We start from the raw sequence: 19,392 nt of genomic DNA, 5'->3' as shown, positions 1-19,392 counted from the left end.
GCTGCCTCAGACCCGCGCTGCGGTCACAGCGGCCGAGCCCCAGGTGGTTCTCCAGCGGCGCTTGACCCCGTGCAGGCCGAACCACGCCAGGATGCCGAGGCTGGCGAACAGCCACAAGGCCAGTTGATAACTGCCGGTGCTCTGTTTGATCGCCCCCATGCCGGCGGCGAGGGCAAACCCGCCGATCCCACCGGCCATGCCGATCAACCCGGTCATCACGCCGATTTCGCGGCGAAAACGCTGGGGCACCAACTGGAACACCGCGCCATTGCCGGCGCCAAGGCCAAGCATGGTGCAGACGAACAGGGCGAGCGCCGCATAGGAGCTGGGCAGGTTGAAGCCGACGGCGGCAATGCACACGATCGCGACACCGTACATCAGCAGCAGGGTGCGGATCCCGCCGAAGCGATCGGCCAGGGCGCCACCCAGTGGGCGCATCAGGCTGCCACCAAACACACAGGCGGCGGTGTAGTAGCCGGCAGTCACCGGGCTCAGGCCGTACTGGTCGTTGAAGTAGCCGGGCAGGGCACTGGCCAGGCCGATGAAGCCGCCGAAGGTCACGCAGTAGAAGAACATGAACCACCAGCTGTCGCGATCACCCAGGGCCTTGAAGTAGTCGCTCATGGATTTGGCCTTGGGCCGTTGCGGCGCGTTTTTCGCCAGCCAGGCGAAGATGATCAGGGTCAGGATCAGCGGGATCAGGGCGAAGCCGAACACGTTGCTCCAGCCAAACGCGGCTGCCAGCACCGGCGCGATCAGCGCCGCGAGCACAGTGCCCGAGTTGCCCGCGCCGGCGATGCCCATGGCCTTGCCCTGGTGTTGCGGCGGGTACCACTGCGAGGCCAGGGGCAGGGCGACGGCAAACGAGGCCCCGGCCATCCCCAGGAACACCCCCAGCAGCAGGGCTTGCTCGTAGCTGTGGATGCCCAGCTTCCAGGCACCGAACAGCGCGCAGATGACGATGACCTGGCCAATCAGGCCAGCGGTCTTGGGTGACAGGCGGTCGGCGAGCAGGCCCATGACAAAACGCAGCAAGGCCCCGGCGAGGATCGGCGTGGCCACCACCAGCCCGCGCTGTTGAGTGGTCAGGTGCAGGTCGGCGGCAATTTGCACCGCCAGGGGGCCCAGCAAGTACCAGACCATGAAGCTCAGGTCGAAATACAGGAATGCCGAGAACAGGGTCGGGGTATGACCGGATTTCCAGAAGCTTGAATTCATCGCGCACCTCAGCGGTTAAGAGTCTCGAAGGGAGTCGTGAGCTTGGCGGTGGGGCGCCTTGACGGCCGCACCACCGGCCCCGGTCTGTGGGGCCAAAACGAAAAAACGCCGCAACCCGCTGCGCTTGCGCGAAAGGGGTGTGCGACGTCGTTGTCGTTGGTGGGGCAACCGCCGTTGGTTACCTGTGCCGATTACTTAGCGATATCTGTGCCAACCAGTGCGGCCGAGGGCGGGCTGATCGCGAGCAGGCTCGCGAGGGTCGTCACCGATGACACGCCAAGCCTGATTCGGCGTGGTGCTCACTCCAGCAACTCACTCATGGCAATGATCTGCTCGGCCACCTGGATCAGCTTCTGCTGGCGACTCATGGCCTGGCGGCGCATCAGGGTGTAGGCCTGTTCTTCGTTGCAGGCTTTCATTTTCATCAGCAGGCCCTTGGCCAGTTCGATGCGCTTGCGCTCGGCCAGTTGTTGGTCGCGGGCAAACAGTTGGGCGCGCAGGGCCTGGTCGCTTTCAAAGCGCGCCATGGCCACGTCGAGGATCGGCTGCAGGCGGGCGGCATGGATGCCTTCGACGATGTAGGCGCTGACGCCGGACTTGATGGCCTGGCGCATCACGCCCGGGTCGTGTTCATCGGTGAACATCACGATGGGGCGTGGCTGGTCGCGGCTGACCAGCACCACTTGTTCCAGCACATCGCGGCTGGGTGACTCGGTATCGATCAGAATCACGTCCGGGCGCACCGTTTCGACGCGCGCGGGCAGGTCGATGGTCAGGCCGGATTCGTCGATCACCTCAAACCCGGCTTCGGTCAGGGCGGTCTTCAGGCGTCCGACTTTTTTAGCGGTGTCATTGATCAGCAGGATTCGCAACATGCTCATGCTCTCCTGTCAGGGCCGGGCGCGCAGGGCGGGGGTATCGGTCATGGCGTGCAGGGTGAAGCTGCGGGCGTAGGCCGCCGGGTCGGCACCGTCCCAGATCTTGCCGTCGATCAATTGGCTGCTGCGCATCTCATGGCTGTCCGCTGTTATGCCCAGGGCCCCGGCCGCGTCGCGGTACAGGCTCAGTTGCTGGACCTGGCGTGCCACGCCCAGGTAATCCGGGTCGTCGCGCAGCAAGCCCCAGCGGCGGAACTGGGTCATGAACCACATGCCGTCGCTCAAGTAGGGCATGTTCACCTCGCCATGGCCGTGAAAGCGCAGCGCGTGCGGGTCCTGCCAGCGATTGCCGAGCCCGTCGGCGTAATCGCCCAGCAAGCGTGGCTCAATGGTGTCCACGGGGGTGTCGAGGTAGTCGGCGGCGCTGAGCAACTGTGCGGTGCTGCGGCGGTTTTCCGGGCTTTGCTCGATGAACCGGCTGGCTTCCAGGATCGCCATCACCAGCGCCCGGGCGGTATTGGGGTATTGCTCGACGAAGGCGCGCGTGCAGCCGAGGACTTTTTCCGGGTGGTCAGGCCAGATGGCCTGGCTCGTTGCCAGGGTAAAGCCGAGGTTCTGCTGCACCGCGCTGGCGCTCCAGGGTTCGCCCACGCAAAACCCGTCGATGCGCCCGGCCTGCAAGTGCGCGACCATTTGCGGCGGTGGCACCACCACGCTGGTGACATCCTGCAGCGGGTGAATGCCCTGGCTGGCCAGCCAGTAGTACAACCACATGGCGTGGGTGCCGGTGGGGAAGGTCTGGGCAAAGGTGAGTTTTGGGCGACTTTGGTGCACGTGCCGATCCAGTGCCTCAGGACTGGTCACGCCCAGGCGTTGCAGGTCGTGGGACAGGTTGATGCTCTGCCCGTTGTGGTTCAGGCCCATGAGCACGGCCATCTCGGTGGCGGCGACGCCTCCGATGCCCAGGTGTACCGCGTACACCAGGCCATAGAGGCTATGGGCGGCGTCCAGTTCGCCGCTGGTCAGCTTGTCCCGCAGGTTGGCCCAGGATGTTTGGCGCTTGAGGTTCAAGGTCAGGCCATAAGGCTGGGCAAAGCCCTGGGTGGCGGCTACGACCACCGAGGCGCAATCGCTCAGGGCCATGAAGCCCAGGTTGATCGAGGTCTTTTCCGGCGCGTCGCTGCCGTTGACCCAGGCCAGCGGGCCGACTGATGGTTCGTTCATCGGGAGTGCACCTTGCAGAAAAAAGCGTCGCCCCGGGCCCCTGTGCAAGCCAGGTCGGATGACGACGCCATGGTCGTTCGACTCATCCCGGCGCTGGCATGAGTACGGATAGGCTTCACGGTGCAAGGCATATGCCATTGCCGAGGGATTTGTACATGTGCCTCGCCTGCGACCCCGATGCCCGGCTATAATCGCCGCCTTATTTTGCCGCCGACCGAGTCAAGCCCGCCCATGTATACCCTGGCCCGCCAACTGCTGTTCAAACTCTCCCCGGAAACCTCCCACGATCTGTCCCTGGACTTGATCGGCGCGGGCGGACGCCTGGGCCTGAACGGCTTGCTGTGCAAGGCCCCGGCCCATGTGCCGGTGAATGTCATGGGCCTGGACTTCCCCAACCCGGTTGGCCTGGCTGCAGGCCTGGACAAGAATGGCGCGGCCATCGACGGTTTTGCCCAGCTTGGTTTCGGGTTTGTCGAAATCGGCACCGTCACCCCGCGCCCGCAACCGGGTAACCCCAAACCACGGATTTTCCGCTTGCCGCAAGCCGAGGCGATCATCAATCGCATGGGGTTCAACAACCTCGGCGTCGATCATCTGCTGGCCCGGGTTGCCGCGGCCAAGTACAAGGGCGTGCTGGGGATCAACATCGGCAAGAACTTCGACACCCCGGTCGAGCGTGCGGTGGACGACTACCTGATCTGCCTGGACAAGGTCTACGCCCACGCCAGCTATGTCACGGTCAACGTCAGCTCGCCGAACACCCCGGGCCTGCGCAGCCTGCAGTTCGGTGATTCGCTCAAGCAACTGCTCGCCGACCTGGCCACGCGCCGCGCCGAACTGGCCCTGCGACATGGCAAGCATGTGCCCCTGGCGATCAAGATTGCCCCGGACATGACGGACGAAGAAACCGCCCAGGTGGCGCAGGCGCTGATCGAAACCGGTATGGACGCGGTCATCGCCACCAACACCACCCTGAGCCGGGTGGGCGTCGAAGGCATGGAGCACGGGGACGAGATGGGTGGCCTGTCGGGCGCCCCGGTGCGTGAGAAGAGCACCCACACGGTCAAGGTGCTGGCGGCGGAACTGGCAGGGCGCTTGCCGATCATCGCGGCGGGCGGGATCACCGAAGGACGGCACGCGGCTGAGAAAATCGCCGCGGGTGCCAGCCTGGTGCAGATCTACTCGGGCTTCATCTACAAGGGCCCGGCGCTGATCCGTGAATCGGTCGACGCCATCGCCGCCCTGCGCTGATACCGCGCCTGTTTACGACGGCTACGCCGCCGAACGCAGGCTGCGCCAGCGGCTACAGACAGGAATAAAAAAGGGCTCCTCAAGGGAGCCCCTGGGCCGAAGCCCGCCGTCCGGAGAGGACGTGCATGGTTAAGTCGTTACGTAATCAAGTTGTCGTGTCGGAATGTGTGCCCCGTTTAGCCGACGGCGTGAAGTTCGTTGAGTCTATGGATTCCCGCAGTGCCGGTCATACCGTCCCAGTTGTCGCCGCGTCCTTCTCGCCAGCCGTTAATCCAGGCTTGGCGTACCGACGGTAGAGTAAATGGGCAAAGCTCACGGGATTTGCCACCAACGCCATATTGATATCCGCGCAAAAATGCTCTTTCCAACGGATCACGCTTAAGTCTTCTCATAGGGTGTTTCCCTCACTTGTTGACTGTATGTATCGCGTCGACCTCTATCGAGGTCAGGCAGAAAACGCTCTGCCAATGGCGGCTCGCTGCCGGCGTGGCGAGCCAAGGTGTTGACGTCGTTGCGGCGTCAACCTGTATTGAGTTCTAACCAATGCGTCACATCGAGGGAATGATCGTTTTGTCATAAGGACGTAACGATAAAGGTGTTATGGCCATAAGAAACAACGAGGGTTTTGTCGGGTGGTTGGCCAAACCCCGCTATGATCAGGCTCTCAAAGAATGATGAGGCTAATGCTTCCTAGGTCATGACCCACCGATGCGCTCGGTTACTATTCGACGAAGGGTCGAGTTATGACATTTTGTTGCACCGAATTTTTTATCTGCCCGGGCATCTAAGCTCATTCCAGCCAGTTGGCTGGCATAGCCGCCAGGGTGGGACGGCACACCTTCGTGCCACGCGAGCGCTCTTTTAGAAAAGCGCTTGATTGAAAACCGAGCGGTCAATGCGTTGCCCGTTCACTCATTGCTAAAGGCCCTGGAACTCCCATGTCGGATCGTTACGAACTCTTCCTCACTTGCCCAAAAGGCCTTGAAGGCCTGCTCATCGAGGAAGCCGTCGGGCTTGGCCTTGAGGAAGCGCGCGAGCACACCTCGGCTGTGCGCGGCATGGCCACCATGGAAACCGCTTATCGCCTGTGCCTGTGGTCGCGCCTGGCAAACCGCGTGCTGTTTGTCCTCAAGCGCTTCCCGATGAAGGACGCCGAAGACCTCTACCACGGCGTGCTGGATATCGAGTGGCAAGACCACATGCTGGCGGACGGCACCCTGGCGGTGGAGTTCAGCGGTCACGGTTCGGGCATCGACAACACCCACTTCGGCGCCTTGAAGGTCAAGGATGCGATTGTCGATAAATTGCGCACGCCAACGGGCGAACGTCCTTCGATCGACAAGCTCAATCCGGACCTGCGCATTCACCTGCGCCTGGACCGTGGCGAAGCGATCCTGTCCCTGGATCTGTCCGGGCACAGCCTGCACCAGCGCGGCTATCGCCTGCAGCAAGGTGCCGCCCCGCTGAAGGAAAACCTCGCGGCGGCGATCCTGATCCGTTCCGGCTGGCCACGCATCGCCGCCGAGGGCGGCGCCCTGGCTGACCCAATGTGCGGTGTGGGTACCTTCCTGGTCGAAGCGGCGATGATTGCCGCGGACATGGCTCCCAACCTGCGTCGTGAGCAATGGGGCTTCACCGCCTGGCTCGGCCACGTGCCGGCGCTGTGGAAAAAACTCCATGAAGAAGCCAGCGCCCGTGCCGCTGCCGGCCTGGCCAAGCCACCGCTGTGGATCCGCGGTTACGAAGCTGATCCGCGCCTGATCCAGCCGGGCCGTAACAACGTCGAGCGTGCCGGCCTGAGCGAGTGGATCAAAATCTACCAGGGCGAAGTGGCCACCTTCGAACCGCGCCCGGACCAGAACCAGAAAGGCCTGGTGATCTGCAACCCTCCGTACGGCGAGCGCCTGGGCGACGAGGCGAGCCTGCTCTACCTCTACCAGAACCTCGGCGAGCGCCTGCGTCAGGCCTGCCTGAACTGGGAAGCGGCGGTGTTCACCGGCGCACCGGACCTGGGCAAGCGCATGGGTATTCGCAGCCACAAGCAATATGCCTTCTGGAACGGCGCCTTGCCGTGCAAGCTGCTGCTGATCAAAGTGCTGCCCGACCAGTTTGTCACAGGCGAGCGCCGGACCCCGGAGCAGCGCCAGGCCGAGCGTGAACAGGCGATCTACGATCAGGCACCGGTCGAACCGCAAGAGCGCCAGTACAACAAGAATGGCAACCCGATCAAGCCCGCCCCGGCACCGGTACCGGTGGTCGAACAGGCGCGCCTGAGCGAGGGTGGGCAGATGTTTGCCAACCGTCTGCAGAAGAACCTCAAGGCCCTGGGCAAGTGGGTCAAGCGCGAAGGGATCGACTGCTACCGTGTGTACGATGCCGACATGCCTGAGTACTCGATGGCCATCGACCTGTACCACGACTGGGTCCACGTGCAGGAGTACGCGGCACCGAAGTCGATCGATCCGGAAAAAGCCTCGGCGCGGATGTTCGATGCCCTGGCCGCCATTCCCCAGGCCCTGAACATCGACAAGAGCCGCGTGGTGGTCAAGCGTCGCGAGCGCCAGAGCGGTACCAAGCAGTACGAGCGCCAGAGTGCCCAGGGCAAGTTCGTCGAGGTCAATGAAGGCGGAGTCAAGCTGCTGGTCAACCTGACCGACTACCTCGACACCGGGCTGTTCCTGGATCACCGGCCGATGCGCATGCGCATTCAGAAAGAGGCGGCCGGCAAGCGCTTCCTCAACCTGTACTGCTACACCGCGACCGCCAGCGTGCACGCAGCCAAGGGTGGCGCGCGCAGCACCACCAGCGTCGACCTGTCCAAGACTTACCTGGATTGGGCGCGCCGCAACCTGTCGCTCAACGGTTTTTCCGACAAGAACCGTCTGGAGCAGGGCGATGTCATGGCCTGGCTGGAAGCCAACCGTGATGAGTTCGACATGATCTTCATCGATCCGCCGACCTTCTCCAACTCCAAGCGCATGGAAGGCATCTTCGACGTCCAGCGTGACCACGTGCAGTTGCTCGACCTGGCCATGGCGCGCCTGGCACCGGGTGGGGTGTTGTACTTCTCCAACAACTTCCGCAAGTTCCAGCTCGAGGACAACCTCACAACGCGCTACGCCGTCGAGGAAATCACCGCGCAAACCATCGACCCGGACTTTGCCCGTAACGGCAAGATCCACCGTGCCTGGAAAATCATGGCGCGCTAAGGTTCGAATGGCCCCATGGAGCCTTGATGCTGCCTGGCTCTATGGGGTGTTCGGTTGGAAAAGCTGCGGCCTGCCGCGAACCGCGCGCAGTGCTGGGCGCTGTCACCGGCAGTGTTGGCATCGTCAACTGGCGCCCGGGGAGGGCGCCGATGCCGTGCTGCTGCGCGCAGCCTTGACTCGAGAGTTACAGTACTGACGCGGCGGTCGCCAGTTTTGGCTGGCGATACAGGTCCAGCAGCACTTGATCGAGCACCGACGAAGCACCAAAGGGTGCCTTGTCGTTGAGGATCGCCACCACGGCCCAGGTGTTGCCATTGTTGTCGCGGCTGAAGCCGGCAATCGCCCGGACAGTGTTCAGGGTGCCAGTCTTGACGTGGGCTTCGCCACGCATCGCCGTGGTTTTCAGGCGTTTGCGCATGGTGCCGTCCATGCCGGCAATCGGCATCGAGCTGACGAATTCGGCCGAGTACGGGCTTCTCCAGGCGGCCTGCAGCATGCTTGCCATCTCACGGGCGCTGACGCGCTCGGCACGGGACAGGCCGGAACCGTTTTCCATCACCAAATGCGGTGCAGTGATGCCCTTTTTCGCCAGCCATTGGCGCACGACGCGCTGGGCGGCCATGGCGTCGTTGCTGTCGGCGTCGGTGCGGTATCTCGCGCCCAGGCTGAGGAACAGTTGCTGGGCCATGGTGTTGTTACTGTATTTGTTGATGTCGCGGATGATTTCCGCCAGGTCTGGGGAGAATGCCCGGGCCAGGACCTTGGCGCTCTTCGGCACCGCGCCCTGGCGATCCGCGCCCTGGATGCTGCCGCCCAGTTCCTGCCAGATCGCCCTTACGGCACCGGCGGTGTAGGTCGCGTGGTCGAGCAGCGAGAGGTAGGTCTGCGAGCTGCAGCCGTCGCCCAACTGGCCGGCTACGGTCACGGTGACGCTGCCGTCGGCCTGGGTCACCGGGTTGTAGCGCACGCCGCCGGTGCACTGCTTGGTGTTGACGGCCTTGACCTGGTTTTCGATGCGGATGCTGGCAATCGGCGGTTCGACCGACACCAGGACCCGGCCCGAATCATTGCGGGCCACGAAGCGCAGGGCCTTGAGGTTGACCATGGCCGCGTCGGGCTTGACCAGGAACGGCTTGTTGTCGTCATTGCCGTCATCGTTGAACTGCGGCAATTGCGGTTGATTGAAGAAGCCGCGGTCCAGCACCAGGTCGCCGGTGACTTGCTGCACGCCATTGGCCCGCAGGTCGCGCATCAGCAGCCAGAGTTTTTCCATGTTCAGTTTCGGATCGCCGCCACCCTTGAGGTACAGGTTGCCGCGCAGGATGCCGCCGCCGAGGGTGCCGTCGGTGTAGAACTCGGTTTTCCACTGGTGGTTGGGGCCGAGCATTTCCAGGGCGGCGTAGGTGGTCACCAGCTTCATGGTGGACGCCGGGTTGACCGACACGTCGGCATTGAACACGGTCGGGGTGCCCGGGCCGTTCAGGGGAATCATCACCAGCGACAGCGCGCTGTCGGGGAGCTTGCTGGCCTTCAGGGCTTTTTCGACGCTGGGGCTCAGGGCGGTATTGACGGGCGCAGCAGAAACCGTAAAGGCCAGGGGGACAAGCAGGCTGGCCAGCAACAATGGACGCAAAGATCTGATCATATGAAATAAAACCCTACAGCCGAGGGGAAAAAAGATGAGGGCATGAAGATAAATTCCCTCAGTGGTCACGAAATTGTCGGCATTATGCCCAAGGTATAGCGCTTTGTGCCGCAAGCACGCGAGCTATTCGGCTATTTTTTTTACCGGTCGTAAGGCCGGCGTCCAGAGAGTCGGGCAATTGGCGGCTTAAAATGCTAAAGTGCCGCCCGATATTACTTATGAGGATTGTTCCAATGGCGACTAACCGTTCCCAGCGTCTGCGCAAAAAACTGTGCGTCGATGAATTTCAAGAGCTGGGTTTCGAACTGAACCTGGATTTCAAGGAAGATTTGGCTGATGAAGCCATTGACGCTTTCCTCGATGCATTCCTCAAAGAAGCCATGGAAGCCAACGGTCTGGGTTATGTTGGCGGCGACGACTACGGTCTGGTTTGCCTGCAGAAGCGTGGCTCGGTTTCCGAAGAGCAGCGTGCTGCTGTTGAAGCCTGGCTCAAAGGCCGCAGCGAACTGACCGAAGTCACCGTCAGCCCGTTGCTGGACGTCTGGTACCCGGAAAAGCCGATCAATCCGGTAGCTTGATGTTGAAAAAAACGGCGACCCTCGGGTCGCCGTTTTTTTTCGCTCAGGCTTTGCGCCAATTCAGAATCATCAGCGTCACCACCCCCGCGACAATCCCCCAGAATGCCGAGCCAATGGAAAACAGCGTCAGCCCCGACGCCGTGACCATGAAGGTGATCAATGCCGCTTCACGCTCCCGGGTTTCACTCATGGCAATGCTCAGGCCATTGATGATGGAGCCGAACAGCGCCAGTGCGGCAATCGACAACACTAATTCCTTGGGCAGGGCCGCGAACAGCGCCGCCAAGGTTGCTCCAAAGACCCCGGCAATGCCGTAGAAAATCCCGCACCAGACCGCCGCGGTGTAGCGCTTGTTGCGATCTTCATGGGCGTGCGGCCCGGTGCAGATCGCCGCGCTGATCGCCGCCAGGTTGATCCCGTGGGAGCCGAACGGCGCCAGCAGCAGCGAGGCAACGCCGGTGGCGGTGATCAGGGGCGAGGCCGGCACGTCATAGCCGTCGGCGCGCAACACGGCGATGCCGGGCATGTTCTGCGAGGTCATGGCCACCACGAATAGCGGGATGCCGATGCTGATGGTCGCGGCGAGGGAAAAGTGTGGGGTGGTCCAGACCGGCGTCGCCACTTCGAGGTGGAAGCCGCTGAAGTCCAGCAGGCCCATGAACCCCGACAAGGCCGTGCCGATCAACAGCGCCGCCAGCACTGCGTAGCGCGGCGACAGGCGCTTGACCACCAGGTAGGTGAAAAACATCCCCAGGACCAGGCCGGTACGGTGCTGGGCGGCGACGAAGATCTCGCTGCCGATCTTGAACAGGATCCCGGCCAGCAAGGCTGCGGCCAGCGACGCCGGGATGCGTTTGACCAGGCGTTCGAAGCTGCCGGTCATGCCGCAGATGGTTACCAGCACCGCGCAGGTGATGTAGGCACCAATCGCCTCGCCGTAGCTGACCCCCGACAGGCTGGTGATCAGCAGCGCAGCGCCCGGCGTCGACCAGGCAATGGTGATGGGGGTGCGATAACGCAGGGACAGGCCGATGGAACACACTGCCATGCCGATCGAGATGGCCCAGATCCACGAGGAAATCTGCCCGCTGGTCAGGCCGGCGGCCTGTCCGGCCTGGAACATCAGCACCAGGGAGCTGGTATAGCCGGTCATCATTGCGATGAACCCGGCGACAATGGCCGAGGGTGAAGTGTCGGCCAGCGGGCGGAGCTGGGTGCGGGTGGCGTCGTTCATGACAGCGCTGTTCCTTGAGTCTTGTAGGCCGCGAGTGAAGCGGGAAGGCGTTTTGCGGGTTCAAGCCTAAACTCAAACGTAACTGATCGTTGCAATACAGCCGGGGGCGTATATGGCCGTACAGTCGTGTTGCCACCTGCAGTTGTGTACAATGTGCCGTGTTTTTTACGCGATACTTGCCAGCGATCCACTGTGACGTATTACAGTCACGGTCTCTTCGTCGCAGTTCTCCCGACTCGAGTGCCCATGAACGAACAGTTGCAGCCCCTCAAGAAACAACCGCGAGCAGGCAAAGCCGGCCGCAGCGGAACCCAGGACGATATTGTCTATGCGCATATCTTCGAGGCGATCCTCGAACAGCGCCTGGCGCCCGGTACCAAATTGAGCGAAGAGGCGCTGGGAGAGATTTTCGGGGTCAGCCGCACCATCATTCGCCGCGCTCTGTCGCGCCTGGCCCACGAAGGCGTGGTGCTGTTGCGCCCGAACCGTGGCGCCGTGGTTGCCAGCCCGAGTGTCGAGGAGGCGCGCCAGGTGTTCATGGCCCGGCGTCTGGTGGAGCGGGCGATTACCGAACTGGCGGTCGAACACGCCAGCGCCGAAGAGCTGAGCGAGTTGCGCCAGATGGTCAACGACGAGCGCGACAGCTTCTCCCGCGGCGACCGGGGTGCCGGCATCCGCCTTTCCGGGGAATTTCACCTGAAGCTGGCCGAGGCGGCGAAAAACGCGCCGCTGATCAGCTTCCAGCGCAGCCTGGTGTCGCAGACCTCGTTGATCATTGCCCAGTACGAAAGCGGCAACCGCTCGCACTGTTCCTACGACGAGCACACTCAGTTGATCGACGCCATCGAAGCTCGCGATGCGACCCTGGCGGTGAACCTGATGATGCATCACATGGATCACATCGACAGCAAACTCAACCTCGACGAAGAAAGCGCCTCGGACGATCTACACGCGGTGTTTTCCCATCTGCTGCAGACCAAGAAGCCAGGGCGCTCGCCCGCCAAGCTCTAAGTCAGACGCGAGTCGGGTCCATCGCGGGCGAGTCGAATCGCCCGCGATTTCGTTCTGCCAGGCAAAAAAACTTAGCGCTGGTGCACCAGGTTCCCCGCCGCATACGTCTGCAGCACCGTCCGGTCATCCCCCAGGGTCATCAGCACAAACAGCGTTTCGGCGATGTTGTTCGCCTGTTGCAGGCGGTAGCTGAGCAGGGGGGTGGCGTGATAGTCGAGCACCAGGAAGTCGGCGTCGGTGCCCGGTTGCAGGGTCCCGATACGGTCTTCCAGGCGCAGTGCGCGGGCGCCGCCGAGGGTTGCCAGGTACAGCGACTTGAACGGACTCAGGCGTGCGCCTTGCAGTTGCATGACTTTGTAGGCTTCGTTGAGGGTGTGCAGCAGCGAGAAGCTGGTGCCGGCGCCCACGTCGGTGCCGAGGCCGACATTGAGGTTGTGTTTCTCGGCCATCGGTAGGTTGAACAGGCCGCTGCCGAGGAAGAAGTTGGACGTCGGGCAGAACGCTACTGCCGAACCGGTCTCGGCCAGCCGTGCACATTCGTCGTCACACAGGTGTACGCCGTGGGCGAACACCGAACGCTCACCCAGCAACTGGTAATGGTCGTAGACATCCAGGTAGCCCTTGCGCTCGGGGAACAGTTCCTTGACCCATTCGATCTCCTGCAGGTTTTCACTGATGTGGGTCTGCATGTAGAGGTCGGGGTACTCGCTGAGCAATTGGCCGGCGAGGGTCAGTTGTTCCGGGGTGCTGGTCGGCGCAAAGCGTGGGGTCACCGCGTAGTGCAGACGGCCCTTGCCGTGCCAGCGCTCGATCAGCGCCTTGCTTTGCTCGTAGCTGGATTCGGCGGTGTCGGTCAGGTAGTCCGGCGCGTTGCGGTCCATCATGACCTTGCCGGCGATCATCCGCAGGTCGAGCTTTTGCGCCTGCTCGAAGAACGCGTCCACCGATTGCGGGTGCACGCTGCCGAACACCAGGGCGGTGGTGGTGCCGTTGCGCAGCAGTTCCTTGATGAAGATTCCGGCGACTTCCTCGGCGTGGGCCTTGTCGGCGAACTGGCTTTCGCAAGGGAAGGTGTAGGTGTTGAGCCAGTCCAGCAATTGTTCGCCATAGGCACCGACCATGCCGGTTTGTGGCAGGTGGATGTGGGTGTCGATGAAGCCCGGGGTAATCAAGGCGTCTTTGTGGTGGACGACCTCAATGTCCGCCGGCAGGCTGGCCAGCAGCTCGGTGGCATGGCCGAGGGCACTGATCCGGCCGTTTTCGGTGACCAGCAAGCCGTCTTCGAAGTACTGATAAGAAGCTTCGATCCCGACCACGGCAGGGTCGGCGATGCTGTGCAGGATGGCGGCGCGGTAGGCTTTGCGAGTCGAAGGCATGGGTGGTTCTCAGTTCGTGGCTTGACTGCGGCGTGAAGCGGGCAGCAGTTTGGCAATGGGTTCGGCGCGAGCGGTGCCCTGGCCGAAATTCGCGTTATAGGTGGCGATGATTTCGCCGGCGATGGAGATGGCAATTTCCACAGGCAACTTGCCTTTGACTTCGCCGATGCCCATCGGGCAGCGCATGCGTTGCACGGTGCTGTTGTCGAATCCGCGATCGCGCAGGCGGTGTTCGAACTTCACGCGCTTGGTCTTCGAGCCGATCAGGCCGAAGTAGGCGAAGTCGTTGCGCTTGAGGATGGCGGCCGTGAGCTCCAGGTCGAGCTGGTGATTGTGGGTCATGACGATGCAGTAGCTGCCCACCGGCAGGTCGTCGATTTCGTCCACCGGTTCTTCGCTGACGATTTTACGCACGCCATGGGGAATGTGTTCCGGGAACTCGGCGTCCCGCGAGTCGATCCAGCGCACCCGGCAGGGCAGGCTGGCGAGCAGGGGAACCAGGGCGCGGCCGACGTGGCCGGCGCCAAACACGGCGATCTGTGCCTGCACCTGGCCCATGGGTTCGAACAGCAGCACGGTGGCGCCGCCACAGCACTGGCCGAGGCTGGCTCCGAGGCTGAAGCGCTCCAGGTGGGTGTCCTGCTTGCCGCTGGCCAGCATCTCGCGGGCGATCTGCATCGCCTTGTATTCCAGATGCCCGCCACCGATGGTGTCGTAGGTGTGCGTGGCGCTGATGACCATTTTCGAGCCCGCGTTGCGCGGCGTCGAGCCGAGCTCTTCGATGATGGTCACCAGGACGCAGGCTTCGCCCTGGGATTGCAGGTCGGCGAGGGCGTCGATCCAGTTGTACATGTTCACCTCGACATCTTCATTGTCTGTTCGGCCGTCATCGCTAGCAGGCTAGCTCCCACAGTGTTTTGTGGTGTTCACAGAATCTGAATTCAACACAAGTTCTGTGGGAGCTAGCCCTGCTAGCGATTGGCCGCACTTCGGTCCTAGAGCGGAGCCAGCTCAGGCTCAGTTTCGACTGGCTTCACCGCCTTCAACTGGCGCATCTGTTCACAGCCCCACAACACCCGCTCCGGGGTCGCCGGTGCGTCGATGTTCGGCTGATGTTTGTAATCGCCCAGGCTCGCCACGGCGTCCTTGATCGCACACCAGGCGGCGATGCCGAGCATGAACGGCGGCTCGCCCACGGCCTTGGAGTGGAACACGGTGTCTTCCGGGTTCTTGCGGTTTTCCACCAGCTTGACCCGCAGGTCCAGCGGCATGTCAGCCACCGCCGGGATCTTGTAGCTGGCCGGGCCGTTGGTCATCAGCTTGCCCTTGTTGTTCCAGACCAGCTCTTCCATGGTCAGCCAGCCCATGCCCTGGATGAAGCCGCCTTCGACCTGGCCGATATCGATGGCCGGGTTCAGCGAGGCGCCGACATCATGCAGGATGTCGGTGCGCAGCATTTTGTATTCGCCGGTCAGGGTGTCGATGATCACTTCGCAGCAGGCGGCGCCGAAGGCGAAGTAATAGAACGGCCGACCACGGGCCTGGCTACGGTCGTAGAAGATTTTCGGGGTCTTGTAGAAGCCGGTGCTGGACAGCGAGACTTGGGCGAAATACGCCTGCTGGATCAGCGCCTCGAAGGTCAGGATGTGGTCGCGGACCCGCACGTGACCGTTGTGGAACACCACGTCGGCTTCGCTGACTTCATATTTGCGTGCGGCGAACTCCACCAGGCGCTGCTTGATGATTTCTGCGGCGTTCTGCGCCGCTTTGCCGTTGAGATCGGCGCCGCTGGAGGCGGCGGTCGGCGAGGTGTTCGGCACCTTGTCGGTATTGGTCGCGGTGATCTGCACGCGGTCGATTTCCACCTGGAACACTTCGGCCACCACCTGCGCGACCTTGATGTTCAGGCCTTGACCCATCTCGGTGCCGCCATGGTTGAGGTGGATACTGCCGTCGGTGTAGACGTGGATCAACGCGCCCGCCTGGTTGAGGAAGCTGGCGGTGAAGGAAATGCCGAATTTCACCGGGGTCAGCGCCAGGCCCTTTTTCAGGATCGGGCTGTTGGCGTTGTAGCGGCGGATCGCTTCGCGACGCTCGGCGTATTGGCTGCTCTCTTCCAGTTCAGCGGTCATTTCTTCGAGCATGTTGTGCTCGACGGTCTGGTAGTAGTGGGTGACGTTGCGCTCGGTCTTGCCGTAGTAGTTGGCCTTGCGCACGGCCAGCGGGTCGAGGCCCAGGTGGCGGGCAATGGCGTCCATCACCTCTTCGATGGCAACCATGCCCTGAGGGCCGCCGAAACCACGGTAGGCGGTGTTGGAGGCGGTGTTGGTCTTGCAGCGGTGACCGTTGATGGTCGCATCGCCCAGGTAGTAGGAGTTGTCGGAGTGAAACATCGCCCGGTCGACGATGGAAGCCGACAGGTCCGGCGAGCACCCGCAATTGCCCGCCAGGTCCAGGGCGATCCCATGCAGGCGTCCGCTGCTGTCGAAGCCGACGTCGTACTCGACATAGAACGGGTGACGCTTGCCGGTCATCAGCATGTCTTCGACCCGTGGCAGGCGCATCTTGGTCGGTTGGCCCGTCAGGTGGGCGATCACCGCACACAGGCACGCCGGGCTGGCAGCCTGGGTTTCCTTGCCGCCGAAACCGCCGCCCATGCGGCGCATGTCGACCACGATCTTGTTCATCGACACGTCGAGGACTTCGGCCACCAGTTTCTGCACTTCGGTGGGGTTCTGGGTCGAGCAGTAGACGATCATGCCGCCGTCTTCAGTTGGCATCACCGAGGAAATCTGGGTTTCCAGGTAGAAGTGCTCCTGGCCGCCGATGTGCAGCGTGCCCTGGATGCGATGTTCGGCGGTGGCGAGCGCAGTGGCCGAGTCGCCGCGCTGGTGGGTGTGGCTGTCGAGCACGAAGTGGCGTTTGCGCAGGGCTTCGACCACGTCCAGTACCGGCTCCAGGTCTTCATATTCGATGATCGCGGCCATGGCCGCCTTGCGTGCGGTTTCCAGGTCTTTCGCTGCCACGGCGAGCACGGGTTGACCGACGAATTGCACGTCATCGATCGCCAGCAGTGGGTCGCCCGGCAACAGCGGTCCGATGTCTTTCAGGCCTGGTATGTCTTTATGGGTAACGGCGATGCGCACGCCTTCGAAGGCGTAGCAGGGCTGGGTGTCGATGCTGATGATTTTCGCGTGGGCGCGGTCCGACAACCGTGCATAGACATGCAGCTGATTGGGAAACTCCAGCCGGTCATCGATGTACTGCGCTTCACCGGACACGTGCTTGGCGGCGCTGTCGTGCTTGACGCTGCGGCCGACCCCGGTGGTCAGGTCCTTGGCGAACAGTTCAGCCAGTTCGGCCTGGGTCTTCTCTACGGCGTGATGATTAGACATAAGCGGTCACCCGGGTCTCGATGTGCGGTGTTTGCAGTTCGATGAAGTATTTGCGCAGCAGGTTCTGCGCGCTGAGCAGGCGGTATTCCTTGCTGGCGCGGAAGTCCGAGAGCGGGGTGAAATCTTCTGCCAGGGCAGCGCAGGCGGCTTCGACGGTGGCATGGTTCCAGGCCGCGCCGAGCAGCGCCGCTTCGCAGCTTTTGGCCCGTTTCGGGGTGGCGGCCATGCCGCCGAAGGCGACGCGGGCGTCGGCGATCACGCCATTGTCGATACGCAGATTGAAGGCGGCGCAGACTGCGGAAATATCATCGTCCAGGCGCTTGGACACCTTGTAGGCGCGGAACTGCTGCGCGGCGCTGGCGCGCGGCACAATGATCTTCTCGATGAATTCGCTTTCCTGGCGCGCGGTGACTCGGTAATCGATGAAGTAATCTTCCAGGGCCAGGGTGCGGCGGGTGTTGCCTTTGCACAGCACGATCTGTGCGCCCAGGGCGATCAGCAGCGGTGGCGAGTCGCCGATGGGCGAAGCATTGCCGATGTTGCCGCCCAGGGTGCCCTGGTTGCGGATCTGCAAGGAGGCGAAGCGTTGCAGCAGTTCACCGAAGTCCGGGTACTCGGCCTTCAGGGCCTCGTAGCAGTCGGAGAGGGCGGTGGCTGCACCGATTTCCAGGCGATCGGCAAAATGCTCGATGCGCTTCATTTCGGCAACGTTGCCGACGTAGATCATCACGGGCAGGGTGCGGTGGAACTGAGTGACTTCCAGCGCCAGGTCGGTGCCGCCGGCCAACAGCCGGGCTTGCGGGTAGGCGTCGTAGAGGTCGGCCAGGTCAGCCACGGTCAACGGCACCAGGCAGCGTTTGTCGCCGCTGTTGAGTTCACCGATGTCGGTGGGGGCAATGGCCTTCAGGCGGGCGATGGTCTCGGCTTCACGGGCATCGAACTGGTCGGGTTGTTTAGCGCAGCAGGACTGTTCGGCGGCTTCGAGAATCGGCCGGTAGCCGGTGCAGCGGCAGAGGTTGCCGGCGAGGGCTTCATGGGCCTTGTGGGCGTCGGGCTGGTCGCTGTTTTTCTGCAGGGCAAACAGCGACATGACGAACCCCGGCGTACAGAAGCCGCACTGCGAGCCGTGGCATTCGACCATGGCTTGCTGCACGCTGTGCAGTTGGCCCTGATGCTTGAGGTCTTCGACGCTGATCAGCTGTTTGCCATGCAACGAGGAGACAAACGTCAGGCACGAGTTGAGGCTGCGATAGCGAATATGTTCGCGGCCGTCGTCGTCACGTTGCAGTTCACCGACCACCACAGTGCACGCGCCACAGTCACCACTGGCGCAACCTTCTTTGGTGCCGGACTTGCCCAGGTGCTCGCGCAGGTAGTTGAGCACGGTCAGGTTGGGGTCCAGGGCGTGCTCGCTACGGAGTTCCTGGTTTAGTAAAAACTGGATCACGGAAGGCCTCGCAGACTCATTATTGTTGTTAACCGTTATGACCCGAATTTATCAGGTCTGACTTTTCGGTCAATGGTTTTCTGACTTAAAGGTCAGGAAATTACCTTTTGTCGATCAGCAACCCCTGCTTTGAGTATTGACCCTCTGGGCCCAGCTCGCTTTTTGCTTGAATCGTGCCAATTTCCACTGGCCGGGCCCTGCATCATCCACTACCAAGTGCGCTACACTGCGCCGCTTGTACAGATCGAAGAGTTTGAAGGAAAACCATGACGTTCAAGGCGCCGGACAGCCTCGCCGAGCAAATTGCTCAACACCTCGCCGAACGCATCATTCGCGGCGAAATGAAGCCAGGAGAGCGCATCCAGGAACAGAAGGTCACGCTGGCGCTCAATGTCAGCCGCGGTTCGGTCCGTGAAGCCTTGCTGATCCTCGAACGACGCCACCTGGTCGCGATCCTGCCGCGACGCGGCGCCCATGTCACCGAGCTCACCGCGCACAAGGTGCAGAGCCTGTGCACCCTGATGAGCGAGCTGTACATCCTGCTGGGCAACGCCGTGGCCAATGGCTGGCAAGTCCAGGCCGACATGGCGCCCTTCGTGCAGATCCAGCAGCGGCTGAACGCCAGCTACGAACGCCAGGACATCCGCACCTTTGTCGACGACAGCTTCAATGTGATGCGTGCCGCGTACCCGTTCGCCGATAACCCCTACCTGCAGGAAACCGTCGAGAACCTGCAGCCGGCCATGAGCCGTGCGTATTTCCTGGCCCTGGAACAACGCAAGGCGGAAATGAGCGAGTTCCTCGAACTGTTCGATCGCCTGCTCGCCGCCGTGCTGGCCCGTGACCTGCCACAGATCCGCATCGTGCTCTCGGCCTACGCCCAGCGCAGTTGCGACCTGGTGCTGTCTGCCTTGCCGGCGGCCTGA

The 19,392-nt window shown here is 62.4% G+C and carries 15 protein-coding genes; 5 read left to right on the top strand and 10 right to left on the bottom strand.

Annotated elements, in window-relative coordinates; genetic code table 11:
* Positions 1–6: 6 nt before the first annotated feature.
* The 3 genes from H7995_RS07460 to H7995_RS07450 form a co-directional block, all read right to left on the bottom strand.
* Positions 7–1,218, bottom strand: a complete 1,212-nt coding sequence (locus H7995_RS07460; RefSeq protein WP_185818183.1) for a nitrate/nitrite transporter — start codon at positions 1,216–1,218, stop codon at positions 7–9.
* A 299-nt stretch (positions 1,219–1,517) separates the two neighbouring features.
* Positions 1,518–2,093, bottom strand: coding sequence for an ANTAR domain-containing response regulator (locus H7995_RS07455; protein WP_166590083.1), 576 nt, complete (start codon positions 2,091–2,093; stop codon positions 1,518–1,520).
* Positions 2,094–2,108: 15 nt separating this feature from the next.
* Positions 2,109–3,320, bottom strand: coding sequence for a CmpA/NrtA family ABC transporter substrate-binding protein (locus H7995_RS07450; protein WP_185818182.1), 1,212 nt, complete (start codon positions 3,318–3,320; stop codon positions 2,109–2,111).
* 231 nt (positions 3,321–3,551) lie between these two features.
* Between H7995_RS07450 and H7995_RS07445 the strand changes: the two genes are divergently transcribed.
* Positions 3,552–4,571 carry a quinone-dependent dihydroorotate dehydrogenase gene (locus H7995_RS07445; RefSeq protein WP_182341421.1) on the top strand — a complete coding sequence of 340 codons (1,020 nt, stop codon included), beginning with the start codon at positions 3,552–3,554 and terminating at the stop codon, positions 4,569–4,571.
* Between the two features lie 176 nt (positions 4,572–4,747).
* Here H7995_RS07445 and rmf read toward each other — a convergent pair whose 3' ends face one another.
* A complete protein-coding gene (gene rmf / locus H7995_RS07440; RefSeq protein WP_003223300.1) occupies positions 4,748–4,963 on the bottom strand; it encodes a ribosome modulation factor in 216 nt (71 codons plus the stop codon).
* A gap of 546 nt (positions 4,964–5,509) precedes the next feature.
* Here rmf and rlmKL point away from each other — a divergent pair.
* Positions 5,510–7,780 carry a bifunctional 23S rRNA (guanine(2069)-N(7))-methyltransferase RlmK/23S rRNA (guanine(2445)-N(2))-methyltransferase RlmL gene (rlmKL, locus tag H7995_RS07435; protein ID WP_166590086.1) on the top strand — a complete coding sequence of 757 codons (2,271 nt, stop codon included), beginning with the start codon at positions 5,510–5,512 and terminating at the stop codon, positions 7,778–7,780.
* A 184-nt stretch (positions 7,781–7,964) separates the two neighbouring features.
* Here the strand turns inward: rlmKL and dacB are convergent, their stop codons facing one another.
* Positions 7,965–9,425 carry a D-alanyl-D-alanine carboxypeptidase/D-alanyl-D-alanine endopeptidase gene (gene dacB, locus H7995_RS07430; protein WP_185818181.1) on the bottom strand — a complete coding sequence of 487 codons (1,461 nt, stop codon included), beginning with the start codon at positions 9,423–9,425 and terminating at the stop codon, positions 7,965–7,967.
* Positions 9,426–9,658: 233 nt separating this feature from the next.
* Between dacB and H7995_RS07425 the strand changes: the two genes are divergently transcribed.
* Positions 9,659–10,003: a YggL family protein gene (locus H7995_RS07425; RefSeq protein WP_095165457.1), complete on the top strand. Its 345-nt coding sequence runs from the start codon at positions 9,659–9,661 to the stop codon at positions 10,001–10,003.
* 43 nt (positions 10,004–10,046) lie between these two features.
* Here the strand turns inward: H7995_RS07425 and H7995_RS07420 are convergent, their stop codons facing one another.
* Positions 10,047–11,237 carry a benzoate/H(+) symporter BenE family transporter gene (locus H7995_RS07420; RefSeq protein WP_095165439.1) on the bottom strand — a complete coding sequence of 397 codons (1,191 nt, stop codon included), beginning with the start codon at positions 11,235–11,237 and terminating at the stop codon, positions 10,047–10,049.
* 246 nt (positions 11,238–11,483) lie between these two features.
* On the opposite strand from H7995_RS07420, the gene H7995_RS07415 reads away from it, so the two are divergent.
* Entirely contained in the window at positions 11,484–12,248 is a 765-nt protein-coding gene (locus H7995_RS07415; RefSeq protein ID WP_182341415.1) for a GntR family transcriptional regulator, read from the top strand.
* 71 nt (positions 12,249–12,319) lie between these two features.
* Here the strand turns inward: H7995_RS07415 and guaD are convergent, their stop codons facing one another.
* The 4 genes from guaD to xdhA form a co-directional block, all read right to left on the bottom strand.
* Entirely contained in the window at positions 12,320–13,624 is a 1,305-nt protein-coding gene (guaD, locus tag H7995_RS07410) for a guanine deaminase (protein ID WP_182341412.1), read from the bottom strand.
* 9 nt (positions 13,625–13,633) lie between these two features.
* Positions 13,634–14,476: a xanthine dehydrogenase accessory protein XdhC gene (gene xdhC, locus H7995_RS07405; protein WP_166590090.1), complete on the bottom strand. Its 843-nt coding sequence runs from the start codon at positions 14,474–14,476 to the stop codon at positions 13,634–13,636.
* A gap of 143 nt (positions 14,477–14,619) precedes the next feature.
* The gene (xdhB, locus tag H7995_RS07400; RefSeq protein ID WP_185818180.1) at positions 14,620–17,019 is read right to left on the bottom strand and encodes a xanthine dehydrogenase molybdopterin binding subunit; all 2,400 of its coding nucleotides are present in this window, start codon (positions 17,017–17,019) and stop codon (positions 14,620–14,622) included.
* A complete protein-coding gene (gene xdhA / locus H7995_RS07395) occupies positions 17,012–18,466 on the bottom strand; it encodes a xanthine dehydrogenase small subunit (RefSeq protein ID WP_166590092.1) in 1,455 nt (484 codons plus the stop codon). Before xdhA ends, xdhB begins: the two co-directional genes overlap by 8 nt.
* Before the next feature lie 266 nt (positions 18,467–18,732).
* On the opposite strand from xdhA, the gene H7995_RS07390 reads away from it, so the two are divergent.
* Positions 18,733–19,392 carry a GntR family transcriptional regulator gene (locus H7995_RS07390; RefSeq protein ID WP_166590093.1) on the top strand — a complete coding sequence of 220 codons (660 nt, stop codon included), beginning with the start codon at positions 18,733–18,735 and terminating at the stop codon, positions 19,390–19,392.

The organism is Pseudomonas kielensis (assembly GCF_014236655.1).
Lineage (GTDB): Bacteria > Pseudomonadota > Gammaproteobacteria > Pseudomonadales > Pseudomonadaceae > Aquipseudomonas > Aquipseudomonas kielensis.
Note: the sequence above shows the minus strand (reverse complement) of the source record. Positions and strands in the feature narration are given on the sequence as shown.